At 56.0% G+C, this 17,125-nt stretch carries 12 protein-coding genes; 2 read left to right on the top strand and 10 right to left on the bottom strand.

From position 1 onward, the window contains the following. Positions 1–21: 21 nt before the first annotated feature. From uxaC to JYE50_RS14005, 5 genes are all read right to left on the bottom strand, one after another. Entirely contained in the window at positions 22–1,437 is a 1,416-nt protein-coding gene (gene uxaC / locus JYE50_RS14025) for a glucuronate isomerase (RefSeq protein ID WP_084096215.1), read from the bottom strand. A gap of 72 nt (positions 1,438–1,509) precedes the next feature. Further along, a complete protein-coding gene (locus JYE50_RS14020; protein WP_084096214.1) occupies positions 1,510–2,607 on the bottom strand; it encodes a sugar kinase in 1,098 nt (365 codons plus the stop codon). Between the two features lie 5 nt (positions 2,608–2,612). Continuing rightward, the gene (locus JYE50_RS14015) at positions 2,613–3,251 is read right to left on the bottom strand and encodes a bifunctional 4-hydroxy-2-oxoglutarate aldolase/2-dehydro-3-deoxy-phosphogluconate aldolase (RefSeq protein ID WP_084096213.1); all 639 of its coding nucleotides are present in this window, start codon (positions 3,249–3,251) and stop codon (positions 2,613–2,615) included. Between the two features lie 34 nt (positions 3,252–3,285). Continuing rightward, entirely contained in the window at positions 3,286–4,770 is a 1,485-nt protein-coding gene (locus tag JYE50_RS14010) for a UxaA family hydrolase (protein ID WP_084096212.1), read from the bottom strand. A gap of 13 nt (positions 4,771–4,783) precedes the next feature. Then, on the bottom strand, positions 4,784–6,274 hold the full coding sequence (locus JYE50_RS14005) for a tagaturonate reductase (protein WP_084096211.1): 1,491 nt from the start codon (positions 6,272–6,274) through the stop codon (positions 4,784–4,786). Positions 6,275–6,568: 294 nt separating this feature from the next. On the opposite strand from JYE50_RS14005, the gene JYE50_RS14000 reads away from it, so the two are divergent. Then, entirely contained in the window at positions 6,569–8,257 is a 1,689-nt protein-coding gene (locus tag JYE50_RS14000; RefSeq protein WP_084096210.1) for a bifunctional metallophosphatase/5'-nucleotidase, read from the top strand. Between the two features lie 142 nt (positions 8,258–8,399). Beyond that, positions 8,400–9,275 (top strand): DegV family protein, encoded by an 876-nt coding sequence (locus JYE50_RS13995; RefSeq protein ID WP_084096209.1) that lies wholly within the window; start codon positions 8,400–8,402, stop codon positions 9,273–9,275. 209 nt (positions 9,276–9,484) lie between these two features. Here the strand turns inward: JYE50_RS13995 and JYE50_RS13990 are convergent, their stop codons facing one another. The 5 genes from JYE50_RS13990 to JYE50_RS13970 all read right to left on the bottom strand — a co-directional run bounded on the left by JYE50_RS13990 (position 9,485) and on the right by JYE50_RS13970 (position 17,118). Beyond that, positions 9,485–10,411 carry a SufB/SufD family protein gene (locus tag JYE50_RS13990; RefSeq protein ID WP_084096208.1) on the bottom strand — a complete coding sequence of 309 codons (927 nt, stop codon included), beginning with the start codon at positions 10,409–10,411 and terminating at the stop codon, positions 9,485–9,487. After that, entirely contained in the window at positions 10,405–11,160 is a 756-nt protein-coding gene (locus tag JYE50_RS13985) for an ABC transporter ATP-binding protein (RefSeq protein WP_084096207.1), read from the bottom strand. The genes JYE50_RS13990 and JYE50_RS13985 overlap by 7 nt, the downstream gene beginning before the upstream one ends. Before the next feature lie 62 nt (positions 11,161–11,222). Next, complete coding sequence (locus tag JYE50_RS13980) at positions 11,223–12,137, bottom strand: Ppx/GppA phosphatase family protein (protein WP_179138359.1); 915 nt, start codon at positions 12,135–12,137, stop codon at positions 11,223–11,225. 11 nt (positions 12,138–12,148) lie between these two features. Beyond that, positions 12,149–12,487, bottom strand: coding sequence for a hypothetical protein (locus tag JYE50_RS13975; RefSeq protein ID WP_084096205.1), 339 nt, complete (start codon positions 12,485–12,487; stop codon positions 12,149–12,151). 167 nt (positions 12,488–12,654) lie between these two features. Continuing rightward, the gene (locus JYE50_RS13970; protein ID WP_084096204.1) at positions 12,655–17,118 is read right to left on the bottom strand and encodes a PolC-type DNA polymerase III; all 4,464 of its coding nucleotides are present in this window, start codon (positions 17,116–17,118) and stop codon (positions 12,655–12,657) included. Between the last annotated feature and the right edge of the window lie 7 nt (positions 17,119–17,125).

Here is a 17,125-nt window from a genome sequence, read left to right as displayed (position 1 = left end):
GGCGCCGTTCGTCTGTCATGCTCAGATCTTTTTCTCTTCAAAACTGAAGTAACGTTTGGCATTATTATAGCTGATATCCGCCACGATCTCCTTCAGTGTGTCATAATCCTCCGGATAGAATCCTTCCTCAACCCACTCGCCGAGGATCCTGCACAGGATGCGGCGGAAATACTCATGCCGCGGATAGCTCAGGAAGCTCCGGCTGTCTGTCAGCATCCCCACAAAGCCGGCCAGGTAGCCCAGGGAAGCCAGGCTCTTCATCTGCTCAACCATACCGTCAAAGTGGTCATTAAACCACCAGGCGGAACCATGCTGGATCCGTCCGATCGCGGTATCATTCTGGAAGCAGCCCAGGATGGTGTCAATAGCGGCATTGTCATTGGTATTCAGGCTGTAAAGGATTGTTTTCGGCAGGCTTCCGGCTTCCTCCAGTGCTCCGAGAAACGCGGCGGTCTGCCCGCTGGGAGCGGAATTGTCCACGCAGTCAAAACCGGTATCCGGTCCCATTGCGCGAAAAGTTACCGGATTATTGTCGCGGCGGCAGCCGTAGTGCAGCTGCATCACCCAGTTCCGTTCACTGTATTCCGCTGCCATAGCCGCCATGAAGGCATACTTGAATTTGGCTTCCTTTTCCGCGTCAGGCAGGATGCCGTTCATCCGTTCAGCAAAGATCGCCTCGATCTCATCCTCCGCCGCCGGGGCGAACATCACATAGTTCAGTCCGTGGTCACTCAGTTTGCATCCATGGTCAGCGAAGAAGTCCAGACGCACATGCAGGGCCTTCTTCAGATCCGCAAAGCTGTTCACCTTCATTCCCGCCGTTTTTTCCAGCCGGGCTATATATTCCGGATAATCCGGCTTTTCCAGGTTCATGGCTTTGTCCGGTCGCCAGGCAGGCAGCACCGTCACAGGGAAGGATTTATCCGCGGCCAGCTTTTCATGCCATTCCAGGCTGTCCACCGGATCATCCGTTGTGCAGATGATTTTTACATTGCTCCTTATGATGAGTCCGCGGGCGGAATAACCTTCTTCCTGCAGTTTCGCGTTAGCCAGATCCCACACTTCTCCGGCTGTTTCCCTGTTCAGGATCCCCTCATAGCCGAAGAAGCGCCGAAGCTCCAGATGACTCCAGTGATGCAGGGGATTGCCGACCGCTTTTCCAAGAACCTCAGCGTATTTCTCGAACTTTTCCCGGTCCGGGGCATTGCCGGTAACATATTTCTCCGGCACTCCCGCAGACCGCATCAGACGCCACTTATAGTGATCGCCGCCCAGCCACACCTGGGTGATATTTTCGTACCGGATATCCTCCCAGATTTCCTTCGGGCTCAGGTGACAGTGGTAATCAATAATCGGCATCCCATCCGCCGCTTCGTGGTAAAGCTTTTTCGCCGCTTCCGTGTTCAGCAGGAAATCCCGGTCCATAAATGCTCCCATAATCTCTCTTCCTTCCCCTTGCTCAGATTTTTATATAGTGCCTGTTTCTGTAATCTTCCGAACAGAAACCGATTACCGTTTCACACGGGCGCTGCCATTCCTGATAATGGATTCGACTTCTTCCTTGCTGGCCATGCTGGTATCCCCGGGCGTGGTCATGGCCAGTGCGCCGTGGGCGGCACCGTAGTTCACAGCCTGTTCCGGATCGCCGGTGGTCATCAGGCCGTAGATCAGACCGGAAGCAAAGGAATCGCCGCCGCCGACACGGTCCAGGATCTCCAGTCCGTCAAAAGCCTTAGACATATATACTTTCCCATCCGCCCAGCAGATGGCTTTCCAGTCATTCACTGTCGCTGTACGGACCGTGCGCAGTGTAGTGGCGATCGCCTTGAAGTTGGGATACTGCTTCGCAGCTTCCGCGATCATTTTATAGTATCCGTCCAGGTTCAGCTCCTTCAGGTTTTCGTCATTGCCTTCCACCTGCAGACCCAGGCACGCTGTAAAGTCTTCTTCATTGCCGATCATCACATCCACATACCCGGCAACCTCCCGGTTGACTTCACGGGCCTTCTCCAGGCCGCCGATGGCTGACCACATGGAGGGACGGTAATTCAGGTCATAGGAGACCAGCGTGCCGTATTTCTTTGCAGCCTTGCAGGCGGCAATGACTGTCTCACAGCTCTGCTCGGACAGTGCCGCGTAAATGCCGCCTGTATGCAGCCACCGTACGCCGAGTTTACCGAAGATGTAGTCAAAGTCAAAGTCATCAGGGGTAGCTTTGGAAATAGCGGTGTTGGCACGGTCGGAGCAGCCTACCGCTCCCCGGATACCAAAGCCGCGCTCGGTGAAATTCAGGCCGTTCCGGCAGACCCTGCCGATACCGTCTGTCTTTTTCCAGCAGATCAGGCTGGTGTCCACGCCGCCCTGCTCGATCAGGTCCTTCATCAGCTTGCCGACCTCGTTATCCGCAAAGGCAGTCATGACACCGGTCCTCAGGCCGAAGCACTTGTGCAGCCCCCGAACCACGTTGTATTCGCCGCCGCCTTCCCACACTTTAAATTCCCGTGCGGTACGGATCCGGCCTTCACCGGGATCCAGGCGCAGCATGATCTCACCCAGGGATACCGCGTCATAACGGCACTCTTCGGCGGCTTTCAGATTCAGTTCCATTTTTCTTACCCCCTGATTTCCTTAACAATATCTGCGGCTTCCCGCACCAGTTTCTCAATTTCATCAAACTTGCCTTCTTTGACCAGCTTTCCGCTGACCATCCAGCTTCCGCCGCAGGCCACAATCCTGTCATAGGCCAGGTAATCCCGGACATTTGCCGCGTTGATGCCGCCGGTGGGCATAAAGTGAAGGCCCACATACGGTGCCGCCAGGGCTTTGATCATCTTCAGGCCGCCGGCCGGTTCCGCAGGGAAGAACTTCAGCACATCCAGGTCAAACTGCAGCGCCGCTTCGATCTCCGTCGGGGTGCATACGCCGGGTGTCATGGGAACGCCCTTCTTCAGCACATGCTCTGTCACCTTCGGATTAAAGCCGGGGCTGACAATAAATGTCGCACCGGCGTCGATAGCCCGATCCGCCTGCTCTGTTGTCAGCACGGTTCCCGCGCCGATGATCATTTCCGGAAAAGCCTTGGCCATCCGGCGGATCGATTCCTCCGCCGCCGCGGTCCGGAAGGTCACTTCCGCGCAGGGCAGTCCGCCGGCCATCAGCCGTTCAGCCAGCGGAACCGCGTCATCCGCGTTTTCCAGTACCACCACCGGCACAATGCCGATTCCCTGCAGTTTTTTCATCATATCCGTCATTTTCCTGTCCTCCACAGTTCATTGTATTTATTCATCACAGCGTAACACCCTGTTTGAAAATGGCCATATCATGGAATCCGTTCCGTTCACCGCGGGTCTGTTCCCCGGAAGCAGTCCGCAGCACCAGGTCCAGCAGTTCTTCTCCCATTTCCTTCATCGTCCTGCCTGCCAGCAGCCTTCCGGCATCAAAGTCGATCCAGTTCCGTTTCTTTTCCGCCAGCGGTGTATTGGAAGCAATCTTCACCGTTGGTACCGGGCATCCGAAGGGTGTTCCCCTTCCGGTGGAAAAAAGCACCAGCTGTGCGCCGGAAACCGCCAGCGCGGTGGACGCAACCAGGTCATTTCCCGGAGCGGACAGCAGGTTCAGCCCCGCTGCTTCCGCCCTCTCTCCGTAAGCCAGCACACCCTTCACTGCGGAGTGTCCGCTCTTCTGGGTGCAGCCCAGCGCCTTGTCCTCGAGTGTTGTAATACCGCCGGCCTTGTTGCCGGGAGACGGGTTTTCATACACCGGCATATGATAGCTCTCGAAATACGCCTTGAACCCGTTGATCAGATCCACAGTCTTCCGGAACAGCTCCTCGTTCTCGCAGCGGTCCATCAGGATCGTTTCCGCACCGAACATTTCCGGCACTTCCGTCAGGATCGTTGAGCCGCCCATAGCTGTCAGCAGATCGCTGAACACCCCGATCACCGGATTCGCCGTAATGCCTGAAAGCCCGTCGGAACCGCCGCACTTGAGTCCCACCGTCAGCTGATCAGCAGTACAGGGGACCCGTTCGTCCTGCCGCATACGCTGCGCCAGTTCTTCCAGCAGCCGCATTCCCTCTTCCTGCTCGTCCCCGCACTCCTGGCAGACCAGGAAACGAACCCGGCTTTCATCAAAGCTGCCCATATAGGGCCGGATCTGTTCTATGCCGCTGTTCTCACATCCCAGTCCCAGCAGCAGAACACCGCCGGCGTTGGGATGCGTTGCCAGTGCGGCCAGTGCTTTACGGGTGTTCTCCTGGTCATCCCCCAGCTGACTGCAGCCGTAAGGATGCGGGAACGCGTATATTCCCTCCACCGCGCCGCCCGCCAGCGCCTGTGCTTCCCGGGCAAGTGCCTTTGCCGCGTCGTTCACGCAGCCCACAGTCGGCAGAATCCACAACTCGTTCCGCACTCCGGGCCGGCCCGCCTTCCGCGGATAGCCCATAAAGGCTGCCGGACGGCATTTCTCCTCCTGTGTCGGATACACAGGATGCCACTCATATTCCTTTTCCCCGGACAGCAGAGTATGCAGGTTGTGGACATGTACATGTCCGCCGACCGGGATATCCTCTGTCGCTTCCCCGATCGGATAGCCGTACTTGATGACTGCTTCTCCTTTTCGGATATCCCGCAGGGCAGCCTTATGGCCCATGGGCAGGTCATCCCGCAGGGTGACCGTTCCATCCCCGAAAGAGACCGTTTTCCCGGCTTCCAGGGGTGCCAGTGCCACCGCCACCGTATCCGCGGGATTGATGCGCACCATTTCGTTCATGTTCTTCCTCCCGTCAGGCCAGGCAGTTTTCAAACGCCTTCAGGGCGCCCTCCGTGCGGATGGTTTTCAGGATTCCGGCCGCCGCAGCCTCAAACCCGTTCACTTTCGTCAGGTCTGTTCCCCACATGTCTTCATTTGTCATCACGGCATGAATCAGCTCCTCAGGGCTGTCATTCCTGTGCTGCCAGTAGAACTCCAGCACAGACCGGTCATCATTCACCGTGTACTCATTTCCCTTCGGCCGGCGGCAGATAAGCCCCTGTTCCGTCAGAGCCTGCGATTCGCTGGAATAAAACGCCACATAGGCGGCAAAGCTGGTGGTCAGGCAGGGCGGCAGTGTCCCCTTTCCCTGTACATAGTCCAGGAAGGATGGCATATTCCGTGCCCGCCACTTGCTGGTACTGTTCAGGCTGATACTCATCAGCTCATGGTTGACAAAGGGATTGTTAAACCGGTCCTGTACCGCCCGGGCAAAATCCTCCAGGTCTTTCTTCTCCAGCGGAAGGGTGGGGATCACTTCGTCATAGAGCATCCGGTTCATATATCCCAGTATGGTTTCATCATGCATGCAGTCCCGAACAATATCATATCCGGCCAGGTAAGCGCCGGGCACAAATCCTGTGTGCGCGCCGTTCAGGATACGGACTTTCCGTTTCTTGTACGGTGTCACGTCCGGTACCACGATCACAGGAACGCCGGCCTTCCTGAAAGGAAGCCGCTCTTCCAGTTCCTGCGGACCTTCGATGACCCAGATGCCGAAAAACTCTCCCACATCCGTCAGCGGATCCTCGTATCCATTGGCAGCAGCCAGCGCCTCCGCTTCCTTCGGATCACGGATCCGTCCCGGAACGATCCGGTCCACCAGTGTGGAGCAGAACAGGTTTTCCTCATTTACCCAGGTGCGGAAACCGCTGTCCAGCTTCCAGTCATCTATGTACTGATTCACGCATTTCTGCAGTTCCCTGCCGTTGTTGTCGATCAGTTCACAGCTGAGCACCACAACTCCTTTTTGTCCCGCCGTATACCTTTCATACAGCACACGGGTCAGCTTCGCCGGGAAACTGACCGGCGGTTCCTGGTCAAAGGCGCTCTCCGTATCATGGACAATGCCCGCTTCCGTTGTATTGGATACAACAATCTCCAGGTCCGCGCTCCGGGCCAGTTCAAGCACTTTATCCCAGTCTCCGTAGGGATTGATACAACGGCTTACCGCGGAAATGACCCGTTTTTCATCTACCTTCACACCCTTGTCGCTGCCGCGCAGATACAGCGTATAAAGGCCTTCCTGTTTGTTGATCAGGTCAGTCAGTCCCTGGGCGATGGGCTGTATAAGCGCCACCTTGCCGTTAAATCCCGCTTTTTCATTCGCAATGTCAAAAAAGTTGTCCGCAAAAGCGCGCAGGAAGTTTCCTTCACCGAACTGCATCACCTTTTCCGGCGCGTTTTTCAGGATAAATCCGTCATATCCGGACTGTTCCAGGACCCTGTAATTCAACTGTGCCATTTTCCTGCCCTCCGACATGGAATTTCTAATACTAATTTACACTACAAAACGGCTTTTCGTCAAGGATTCATACATCTCTCCATCCGGTGTACAAAAAGGAATATTCGTCCGGAAAGCAAGGAAAATCAAGGGCTTTCAAACAAGGGCCTCTTATATGGACAAAACGGATATTCTTTGTGTGTTTTCGGAGAAAAATGTTTTTCCCCGGGTCATTGATTTTCCCTGGTTCCTTTGCTATACTTTTCGAAGACCTACATATTCATATCAACCATGCATCTAAGGAGGGTATTTTGCATGAGGAAACTTCTTGGTATTCTGTTGTCCCTGTGTCTTCTGCTGGGTTGCTGCGCCGGCTTTGCGGAGGAAGCTGACTGGTCTTCCGCGGATTACGCCGCGAAAGCGAACATCCAGTATGAACTGGCCAAGGACTACACCGGCAAGACCGTCATCCTGCATTCCAACGACGTACACGGTCAGATCGACGGTTATGCCTATATCGCCGGCCTGCGCGATTACTTCAAATCCCTGGGCGCTGAAGTGATCCTGGCCGACTCCGGCGACTTCAGCCAGGGCACCGTTTATGTCAGTTCCAGCAAGGGCGCTTCCGCCATTGACATGATGAATGCCGCCGGCTACTCCGTCGTCACCCTGGGCAACCACGAATTCGACTTCGGTTATGCCCAGCTGATGGAAAACCTGTCCAAAGCCAGCTTCCCGGTGATCTGCGCCAGCGTCACGCTGGATGAGACCGGTGAGACCATCCTCCCCGCTTCCACCATCATCACCACTGAAAGCGGCCTGAAGATCGGCTTCGTCGGCGTGGAGACTCCCGAAACCGTCACCAAGGTCAATCCCGGTCTGATCAACATGATCACCTTTGCCGCCTTTGACAAGCTTTATGAAACCACCCAGAATGCCGTGGATGCGATCCGTGCTGACGCGGACCTCGTGATCGGTCTGTTCCACCTGGGTGTTGACGCTGAATCCAAGGTAAACGGCTACCGTTCCGTTGACGCGCTGGCCAGGGTGACCGGCATCGATATGGTACTCGACGGCCACAGCCACACCGTCATGACCGCCGGCCAGGACGGCCAGTCCATCCAGTCCACCGGCACCAAGTTCGCCAACATCGGCGTCGTGGTCATTGACAACGAATCCAAGGGAATCGAAAGCAATTTCCTGATCCCGACCTACATCGGTTCCAAGCTGTACAGCTTTAAGTACATTGACCAGACAGTCCTGGCTGCTGCCCAGGAGATCACCGCTAAAGTAGATGAGGAATACAACACTGTATTCGCTGCCACCGATGTCCTGCTCAACGGTGATAAAGCTCCCGGAAACCGTACTGAAGAAACCAACCTGGGCGACCTGATCACCGACGCCATGGTCTGGTCTGTTGTGAAGGAAGGCGGCATTGAACAGGTTGAACCCAATGCGGTTGTTGGTATCACCAACGGCGGCGGCATCCGTGCTGCCATCGCGGCGGGCGATATCACCAAGAAGGATATCAACACCGTGCTGCCCTTTGGCAACACCGTTGCCGTGGTTTATGTCACCGGTGCCGAATTGCTTGAAGCTCTCGAAGCTTCCACCTTCTGCACACCTGACGCGATCGGCGGTTATCCCCAGACCTCCGGTATCGAGTGGACCCTCGACACCACCAAAGCCTTCGACCAGGGAAATGTATACACGCTTGACGGCAAGGAAAGCAGCTACTTTGCTCCCGCTTCCATCAACCGTGTCACCATCACCAAGATCAACGGTGAGCCCTTCAATCCGGAAGCCACCTATGCGGTTGTGACCAACAACTTCTGCGCTGCCGGCGGCGATACCTACAATGTATTTGCCCGTTCCAGCGCCAGCTTCGACACCGGTATCCCGATGGACGAAGCGGTTATGGCTTACGTCGCTGAAGTGCTCCAGGGCAAGGTCACTGCGGAAGCCTATGGCCAGCCCCGCGGTTCCGAAACCCAGATCAAATAATTACCAGGCGCTCCAGGCCGGGCAGTGACAAACTGCCCGGCTTTTCTGTTTCAACGGCTGTACTTGCTTTTTTCCAGTTCCTGCTATAGAATAATTTTGTTATACGTCATCATCATACTTATCCCTTGAAGGAGGCACCGCCATGGAACAGACATACGTTTTTATGACAGACAGCGACAGCGACCTGCCGTTTCACCTGAAGGAGCAGTACGACATTCCGGTCGTCTACATGCCCTATGCCCTGGATGGCAAAGAATACTTTGATGATCTTGGCCAGATGCTTGATCACAAAAGTTATTTCACCGCCATGCGCAACGGCGCCGTTCCTGTCACCTCCGCCCTGAACGAAGCGGCTTATATGGATTATTTCGAGCCGATCCTGAAGGAAAAGGATCTGCTCTTTGTTGCTTTCTCCAGCAAGCTCAGCTGCACCCTGCAGGCGGTTTACAGTGCCCGTGAAAAGCTGCTCGAGCAGTATCCGGAACGGAAGTTCATCGTTGTGGATACCCTGCGGATTTCCGGTCCCATGACTCTGCTGGTCCTGAAAGCCCATGAGATGTACCGTGCCGGAAAATCCATTGAGGAAGTCGCCTCCTGGCTGGAGGAGAACAAGCTCCGTGCCCAGGCGTACTTTATCGTGGACGACCTGAAATACCTCAAGCGCGGCGGACGGATCTCCGCCACAGCCGCCACCGTCGGCACCATGCTGGACCTGAAACCCATTATTTCCGAAGCTGTTGACGGCACCCTGTCCGCCAACGACAAGATCCGCGGCCGTAAAAAGGCCATCGCCTTCATCGTGGACAAGATGCTGGAGTTCGCTCCCGATCCGGAAGAAAGCCCCATCATCGTCCTGAATGCGGACTGCCTCGAAGATGCCGAACGCGTCAAAACCCTGATCGAGCAGAAGCTTCCCGGTGCCAATGTGCTGATCGAGAATGTCGGCCCGGTCATCGGTGCCCATGCCGGCCCCGGAACCATCGCGCTGTGCTTCATCGGCACCAAGCCCCAGGTTTAACAGCACAATCAAATGTAAAGACAGCAGAGCATTCGCTCTGCTGTCTTTTTGTCATTCAGTAACTATCACATTCGCCGCTTTGCGGCGAATAATTCACATCTGCCAAAGGCAGATATTTCACATCGGGCGGTACGCCCGATAATTCATATTTTCCGAAGGAAAATAATTCATTTAATCCCTGTTCTGCTTATGCAGAACAGGGATTAACTTCACTGCAGGAATCCGTTAATAATCTGTTCCTCGGCTTCCGCTGCGGTCAGTCCCAGGCTCATCAGCTTGATCAGCTGTTCCCCGGCAATCTTGCCAATGGCCGCCTCATGCACCAGCTCTGCGTCCACGTTGTTGGCCTCCAGGGCAGGTACTGCCAGGATCCGGCCCTCATCCATTATGATGGAATCGCATTCCGTATGCCCGTGGCAGGCAGCATTGCCGACGATCTTCGCGTCAAACTTCTGGAAGGAATGATCCCGGGCTACCGAGCGGGAAACCACGTCCGCGCTGGCACCTTCCCCGTTCAGGTTCACCACATAGTTGCTGATCGCCCTCTGTTCCCCGTGGGTCATCAGCCGTTCCCGGACCACCAGTTTGGATCCGGCTGCCAGTTCCGCCGTCGTTGTGCGCACCGTATCATCCACGCCTTTGATCTGGACCATTTCCATCTCGGCGTAGCTTCCCTCTTCCATGTATACTTCCGTACCCGGATTCAGGATCCGCTTCCCGCTGCCGTCTCCGGAACCGTAATGCTTTTCCACATACCGGATCCGGGCGTTCTTCCCGACAAAGAAGCGGTGAATACCGTCATGCTGGGAATCCTGGTTGCCGCAGTTGTCAATGCCGCAGCCCGCGATGATCACCACGTCCGCGCCTTCACCGATGAAGAAGTCGTTATAGACCACTTCCTTCAGTCCGCTCTGGGTCATCACCACGGGAATATGCACGCTCTCGTTTTTCGTTCCGGGTTTGATCCGGATTTCCAGGCCGCTGACGTCTTCCTTGGAAGTGATCTCAATATTGGCAGTTGACTGCCGGCCCGCGGAAGCGCTGTTGGAGCGGATATTATACGCGCCTTCCGGTATTTCATGCAGGTCTGCCACCTCGCGAAGCAGCCGCTTCTGAATCTCGTCCAGCTTCAGCATTCCGTCTCCCCCTTTACCGGTGCCTTGAACGGACCTTCGCACAAAGCTGCCTTTTCATTAATCATCAGGTGCGGGAAAACCTCATCCCGCGCTCCCTGTTTCTCCACCTGGCCGTCCTTCAGCACAATGATCTCGTCCGCGATCTCCAGGATCCGTTCCTGATGGGAAATGATCAGGATGGAGCTGTCCCGGATATCCTCCCGCATCCGCTGGAAGACCTCCGTCAAATTCCGGAAGCTCCACAGGTCAATACCCGCTTCCGGTTCGTCAAACACCGACAGCACGGCCTTCCTGGCCAGCACCGTGGCAATTTCAATCCGTTTCAGTTCGCCGCCGGACAGGCTGGCGTTCACTTCCCGGTCCACATAATCCCGGGCGCACAGGCCCACAGAGGACAGGTATTCGCAGGCATCGGATATGGAAAGGGTCTTTCCGGCCGCAATGCGGATCAGGTCCAGGACCCGGATGCCCTTAAAGCGTACCGGCTGCTGGAAGGCATAGGCAATGCCTTTCTGCGCCCGTTCCGTAATTCCCAGTTCCGTAATATCTTCCCCGTTGAAAAAAATATGCCCGCCAGTGGGCTTTTCAATGCCGGCGATCAGCTTCGCCAGGGTGGATTTGCCGCCTCCGTTCGGTCCGGTCACAACAACCAGTTTCCGGTCCGGTACCGTCAGGCTGACATTCCGGATGATCTCTTTATCCTTTCCCTCCGCGTCCACCAGGAAGGAAACATTCCTTAACTCAAGCATTTCTTTCTCCCGTTCAACACTATGACATTTTTAAGTTTTATGTCTTCATTTTTCAGTTTTCATTACAAAGAATTACGGCAGTAATTCTTTGTAATATACCCGTCCAGGTTTCCCCACTCGCTGACGGTGATCTGATCCATCCCGAGCCGTCCCATGACACCCAGCAGGATGCAGATGCCGTGCACCACAATGTCCGCGCGGCTCGGCTGAAGTCCCGGAAGCTGTTTCCGTTCCTCAACGTTCATCCCGGCCAGTTTCTCACCGATTTCCCGGATCTGGCCGCAGGTGATCACGGTTCCCTGTACGTTTGTCCGGTTTGTCCAGGGCTGCTGCAGCGCCATTGCTGCCAGGGTCGTAAAGGTTCCGCCGGTGCCGACCCAGTTTTCCGGCAAGGCCAGTCCCGGAAACTCACGCAGTTTTTCATCCAGGATCTCCGCCGCCGCGACTTCCACCGGCCTCATGTCTTCTTTGCGCTCCAGGCGCAGCCGCCGGTACAGCCGAACCGCTCCCATCTGGCAGGAGAACGCGCATTCAATGCCCGCCGGGGTTCCGATAGCGATCTCTGTGCTGCCGCCGCCGATATCGATCATCCCACAGCGATCCGCGGATGCCGCCGCTGACGCGCCTAGAAAACTGAGTTCCGCTTCTTCCTCTCCGCTGATGATCCGCAGCGGAATACCCGTGGCTTTCTCTACCGCCGCCATGAACTCGGCTCCGTTAGCCGCGTCCCGGGCAGCGCTGGTCGCGAAGATGGCCAGTTTTTCAGCGCCAAGTCCCTTTGCGTCCAGTGCCATTCGCTGGACCGCGGATACGGTTTTGTCCATGCTGTCCCGGTCCAGGTTGCCCGCCTCATCCAGGCCGGCAAACAGGCGTGTTCCTTCACGGTCCCGCTTGAGACGCTGGAATCCGGTCCCGCTGACCTCCGCCAGCAGGCTCCGCACTGAATTGGATCCGATCCCGATCACAGCAGTTCTCACGGTGTGCCTCCTCAGTTGTTCATTTCATCCATCAGAATCTGCAGTTCCTCTTCCGTATAGGCGTACAGCGCCTCCGGATTGGTATATTCAAAGCGGATCGCGTCCTTCTGGACATAGGCGTAATCCCTCACCGCGCTGGTCATGATATAGTCATCTGTACCAATGATGTTCAGTTCATTGTTCAGATTCTTAAATTCTTCTTCCAGCTTCGTTTTCTGGATCTTCAGGAGCTGCGCCTTTTCCGCCTTCTCATCAACGGCGCTTTTCATGGTCAGGTGAAAAACAAGAAAAATAACCAGCATAACCGCCAGGATCAGCACAAAGCCCTTCAGATTCATTGAGCGATACATGCCTGTCATCCCTCCTTAACCGTTATCTTATACATTTCGCCTTTCCTGCCGTTTTTTCCTGCTCAATCCCTTGAAATATAACCTTTTAGTCATTTTCAACCATTCATATTCATTAAGAATTATGAATTGTGAATTATGAATTGATCAGTATGTTCTGAACCGTTGGTTCAGAACATACTGATCTGGTTGGTTTCGCTCAGTCCCTGCAGTGCGCCGTGCGTGCGCAGCATTTCAATTACGGATGAACCTACTTTGCCGCGGACCTGCAGGTCTTCAATGCTGATAAATGGTCCGTCTTTCCGCGCTTCAGCGATCGGGATTGCGGCGCTTTCACCCAGGCCCGGCAGGCTGATAAACGGACAGCGGATGTTTCCGTCTTCAATCCTGAACTTCTTGACATCGCTCTTGTACAGATCCACCGGCAGGAACCGGATTCCGCGCATATTCATTTCCAGCACCAGTTCCAGGCACGTTGCCGTATCCTTGTCCCGGGCTGTCGGTGAATCCATGTTCCGGATTTCCTTGATCTTTTTCCGGGCATCTTCCGGCGGCAGGATCATTGTGGAGGCATCAAAGCCGTCGCCGCGGACCGTGAAATAGGCACAATAGTAAGCCAGGGGTTCATGCAGCTTGAACCAGGCAACGCGCAGGCTCATGGTCACGTAGGCCACCGCGTGTCCCTTCGGGAACATGTATTTGATCTTCTTACAGCTGTCCATAAACCAGTCCGGAACGTTCTGGTCCAGCATGGCCTGTTCCATTTCCGGCTTCAGGCCCTTGCCCTTACGGACGCTTTCCATCGTGGTGAAGGCCAGCTTCGGCTTCACGCCCTTGTCGATCAGGTAGTTCATGATATCGTCGCGGCAGCAGACGCATTCGCTCAGCGTTGCCGTACCGGACGCGATGATCTCCTGGGCGTTACCCAGCCACACGTCTGTACCATGGCTCAGACCGGATATCCGCAGCAGTTCCTCCATGGTGTGGGGTTTGGTTTCCTCCAGCATGCCCCGGACAAAGCCTGTACCGAATTCCGGAACGCCGTAGGTGCCGGTGTTGCACAGGATGTCCTCCGTGGTGACGCCCAGCGCTTCGGGGGAAGCAAACAGGCTCCGCACCCCCTGATCGTCCAGCGGAACGTCCTTGAAGTTGATCCCCGTCAGCAGCTCCAGTTCATGCAGCATGGTCGGGTCATCATGACCGAGGCAGTCCAGCTTCACCAGGATGTCGTGCATGCTGTTAAAGTCGAAGTGCGTCGTGGTGAAGTCGCTTTCCAGGTCATCCGCCGGATGCTGTACCGCGGTAAAGTCATAGATCTCATATTCCAGGGGCACAACAACCATGCCGCCCGGGTGCTGGCCGGTGGTCCGCTTGACACCTGTACAGGTCAGGGCCAGCCGTTCCTTTTCTGCGTTGCCCGCCTGGATGCCGCGTTCCTCCAGGTATTTCAGCACATAACCATATGCTGTTTTGTCCGCCAGGCCGGAAATCGTACCCGCGCGGAACACGTGGTCATGTCCGAACAGTTCTTCCACATAGTGGTGCGCCCGGTTCTGGTATTCACCGGAGAAGTTCAGGTCGATATCAGGTACCTTGTCTCCCTCAAAGCCTAGGAAAACTTCGAAGGGGATATCGAATCCGTCCTTGGTCAGGGGCTTTCCGCAGTCCGGGCAGTCCTTGTCCGGAAGGTCCACACCGACATGATACTGGCTCTTATCCACGTCGAAGAAGCCCTTGTGGCAGTGAGTACAGCGGTAATGAGGCGGGAGCGCGTTAACTTCCGTGATACCGCACATCCGGGCCACCAGGCTGGAACCGACACTGCCGCGGCTGCCGACCAGGTAGCCATCCTGCAGGGAGCGGGAAACCAGCTTCTGGGCAATGGAATACAGCGTGCAGTAGCCATAACCCACGATGGATTTCAGTTCCTTCTTCAGCCGCGCCTCGACGATCTCCGGCAGGGGCGAACCGTACAGCTCCTCCGCCGTATCCCAGGTCATCTGCTGGATCATGTCCTCCGCGTCATCCCAGAAGGGCTGGAAAGTATCCTCACCCTTCGGATGCTTCGGGAACAGCTTGATCTCCTCCACCTGCTCCGCGATCTTCCGGGGATTGTCAATAACGATCTCCTTCGCCTTTTCCGGGCCCAGGTAGGAGAATTCCTCCAGCATTTCATTGGTTGTCTTGAAATACAGCGGGGGCTGGTTGTCCGCGTCATCGTATTTCATGCCCGCCTGGATGATCGCCCGGCCGATGGCGTCCTTTGGATCCAGGAAATGCACGTCGCCCGTTGCAACAACCGGAATATTCAGTTCTTCACCCAGCTTAATGATCTCCCGGTTCAGGTCCCGCAGCTCTTCCTCGGAGGAAACCTGTCCCTCCCGGAGCAGGAAGGCGTTGTTTCCGATGGGCTGGACCTCCAGGTAGTCATAGAAGGAGGCGATTTGTTTCAGCCGTTCATGGTCTTCCCGGTTCAGCACCGCCCGGAACAGCTCGCCCGCTTCACAGGCGCTTCCCAGGATCAGGCCTTCCCGGTATTTCTGTATCATATGCCGCGGCATATGGGGTACACGTTTGAAATAATCCAGGTGCCCGATGGAAACCAGCCGGTTCAGGTTCACCAGGCCGGTCCGGTTCTTTGCCAGCAGGATGATATGCCAGCTTTCCCCGATGGCGCCACTCGTCAGTGCGGCATTCAGTTCCTTCTCGCTTTGAACACCCGGATGCGCGGCCCGGGTGTCCTCAAACATGCGTTTCAGGCACAGGGCCGTGGCGGTCGCGTCATGCACCGCCCGGTGCGCGTTCTTCAGGCTCACTCCCAGGTGCTTGCACAGGGCTGCCAGGCGGAAGGATTTCAGGTCAGGATAAAGCTTCCGGGCATAGCTCAGGGTATCCATCACAGGATGGTCAAAGGTCAGCCCCAGGCGTTTCAGTTCCGCTTTCAGCAGGCTGGCGTCAAAATGCGCGTTATGCGCCGCGATCGGCAGATCGCCGATAAACTCCAACAGTTTCGGCAGCGCTTCCTCTGCCTTCGGCTGTCCCTCCAGCATCGCGTCGTTGATGCCGGTGATCTCCGTAATCTTCGGACCCACAGGTTGTCCGGGATCCACCAGCTGCTCAAGACTATCGATCACCGTACCGTCCTGCAGTTTCACAGCGCCAATCTCAATGATCCGCGCCTTGCCGGTGTTCAGACCCGTGCTTTCGAAGTCCAGCACAACGATCGGGCCGTCATAGGGCCGCTCGTCCGGATCCTCCACAATCGGTTTTTCGTCAATCAGGTAGCCTTCGCAGCCCGGAATCAGTTTGATCTTGCCCTTTGCCGCCCGGAACGCCGCCGGGAAGGACTGAAGGACACCGTGATCCGTCACAGCCACAGCCGGATGACCCCACTTTGCCGCCCGGGAGATCAGCTTCTCCACCGGCGTCAGGGCATCCATCGTGGACATGTTGGTATGCATATGGAGCTCAACCCGCTTTTCTTCCGCGGTATCCTCGCGCTCCTCTTTCTTTGTCTCCACCATGTCACGGACCGAAATGCTCAGGTCCCTGGCATAGTTGTCATACAGGCATTCACCCCGGACCCGGACACACATGCCTTCCTTGATCCGGTCCACCTTTTCCTTAACTGCCGCGCGCTCCTCATCGGTGATCGGCGTTGCTTCCGCCTCTTCCTTCTTCATGTAGCGGGCACGGTAACGGAAAAAGATCTTGCACAGCACGGAACTGGTGTAGTCGGTCACCGCGAAGGTCACCAGCAGCATTTCGCCGCCCTTCAGTTCTTTTTGTTCCAGCTTGAACACTTCGCCCTGGACCACTACCAGGCCGCTTTCACCGGTCAGTTCTTTGATCTCAACAGGCTTGTCCGCAATGCTGCGGCCCATGATCGGCTTACCAACAGGCGGTTCCGGAGCCGCCGGGGCAGCGGGTTTTGCCTTGGCACCCTCCGTCTTTGCCGCCGGCTTTCTCTCACCTGCCGGTTTTTTCGGAGCTGTTTCCTTCTCGCCTCCGATTCCGGTTCCGTAGCGTTCCGCCATTTCTTCCGCCGTCACGGTCAGCACAACGTTCTGGCGCTCTTCAATCATCCGGCGCAGGCGTTCTTCCCGCGTTCCCTCCACGGTCATCTCCACCCGGAGATTCGCCGCGAAGATCTCCCGGATCGCCACTGACAACCGTTCGGCAACGTCGCTTTTCCGCATCACCTGCAGACTGATATCATCCGGGAAAACAAGGGTCAGCAAACCTTCCTCCCGGTTTCCGCCGGGAAGATCCGTTGTTTCCGTCAGCTGGTTTTTCTCCATCCGCCAGTCGATCTTTCCGATCCAGCCGCGGGCCATAGGATAATTCCTGCGCAGGAAATCATCCAGTACCTGCCGGTAGGGGGACGGATCCTCCAGAAAGGCGGATTTCAGTCCGGGAGAAATGATCCGTACAGCCAAAGGACGACCGGGAAACAGATCCCGCAGGATCGATTCCAGCTTCAGGAATTCCCTCTCTCCCGCCAGTACGGAGCTTTCAAAGGTAATATATGCTTTTTTCAAAGATTTGACATAGGTTACCCGCGGTGCCGACAGTTTTCCCGCCAGTGCCGGGATTTCCCGCGCTATTCGCGCCATCAGATCTTCGTAGCTCATTTCCACT

The organism is Aristaeella lactis (assembly GCF_018118585.1).
Lineage (GTDB): Bacteria > Bacillota > Clostridia > Christensenellales > Aristaeellaceae > Aristaeella > Aristaeella lactis.
Note: the sequence above shows the minus strand (reverse complement) of the source record. Positions and strands in the feature narration are given on the sequence as shown.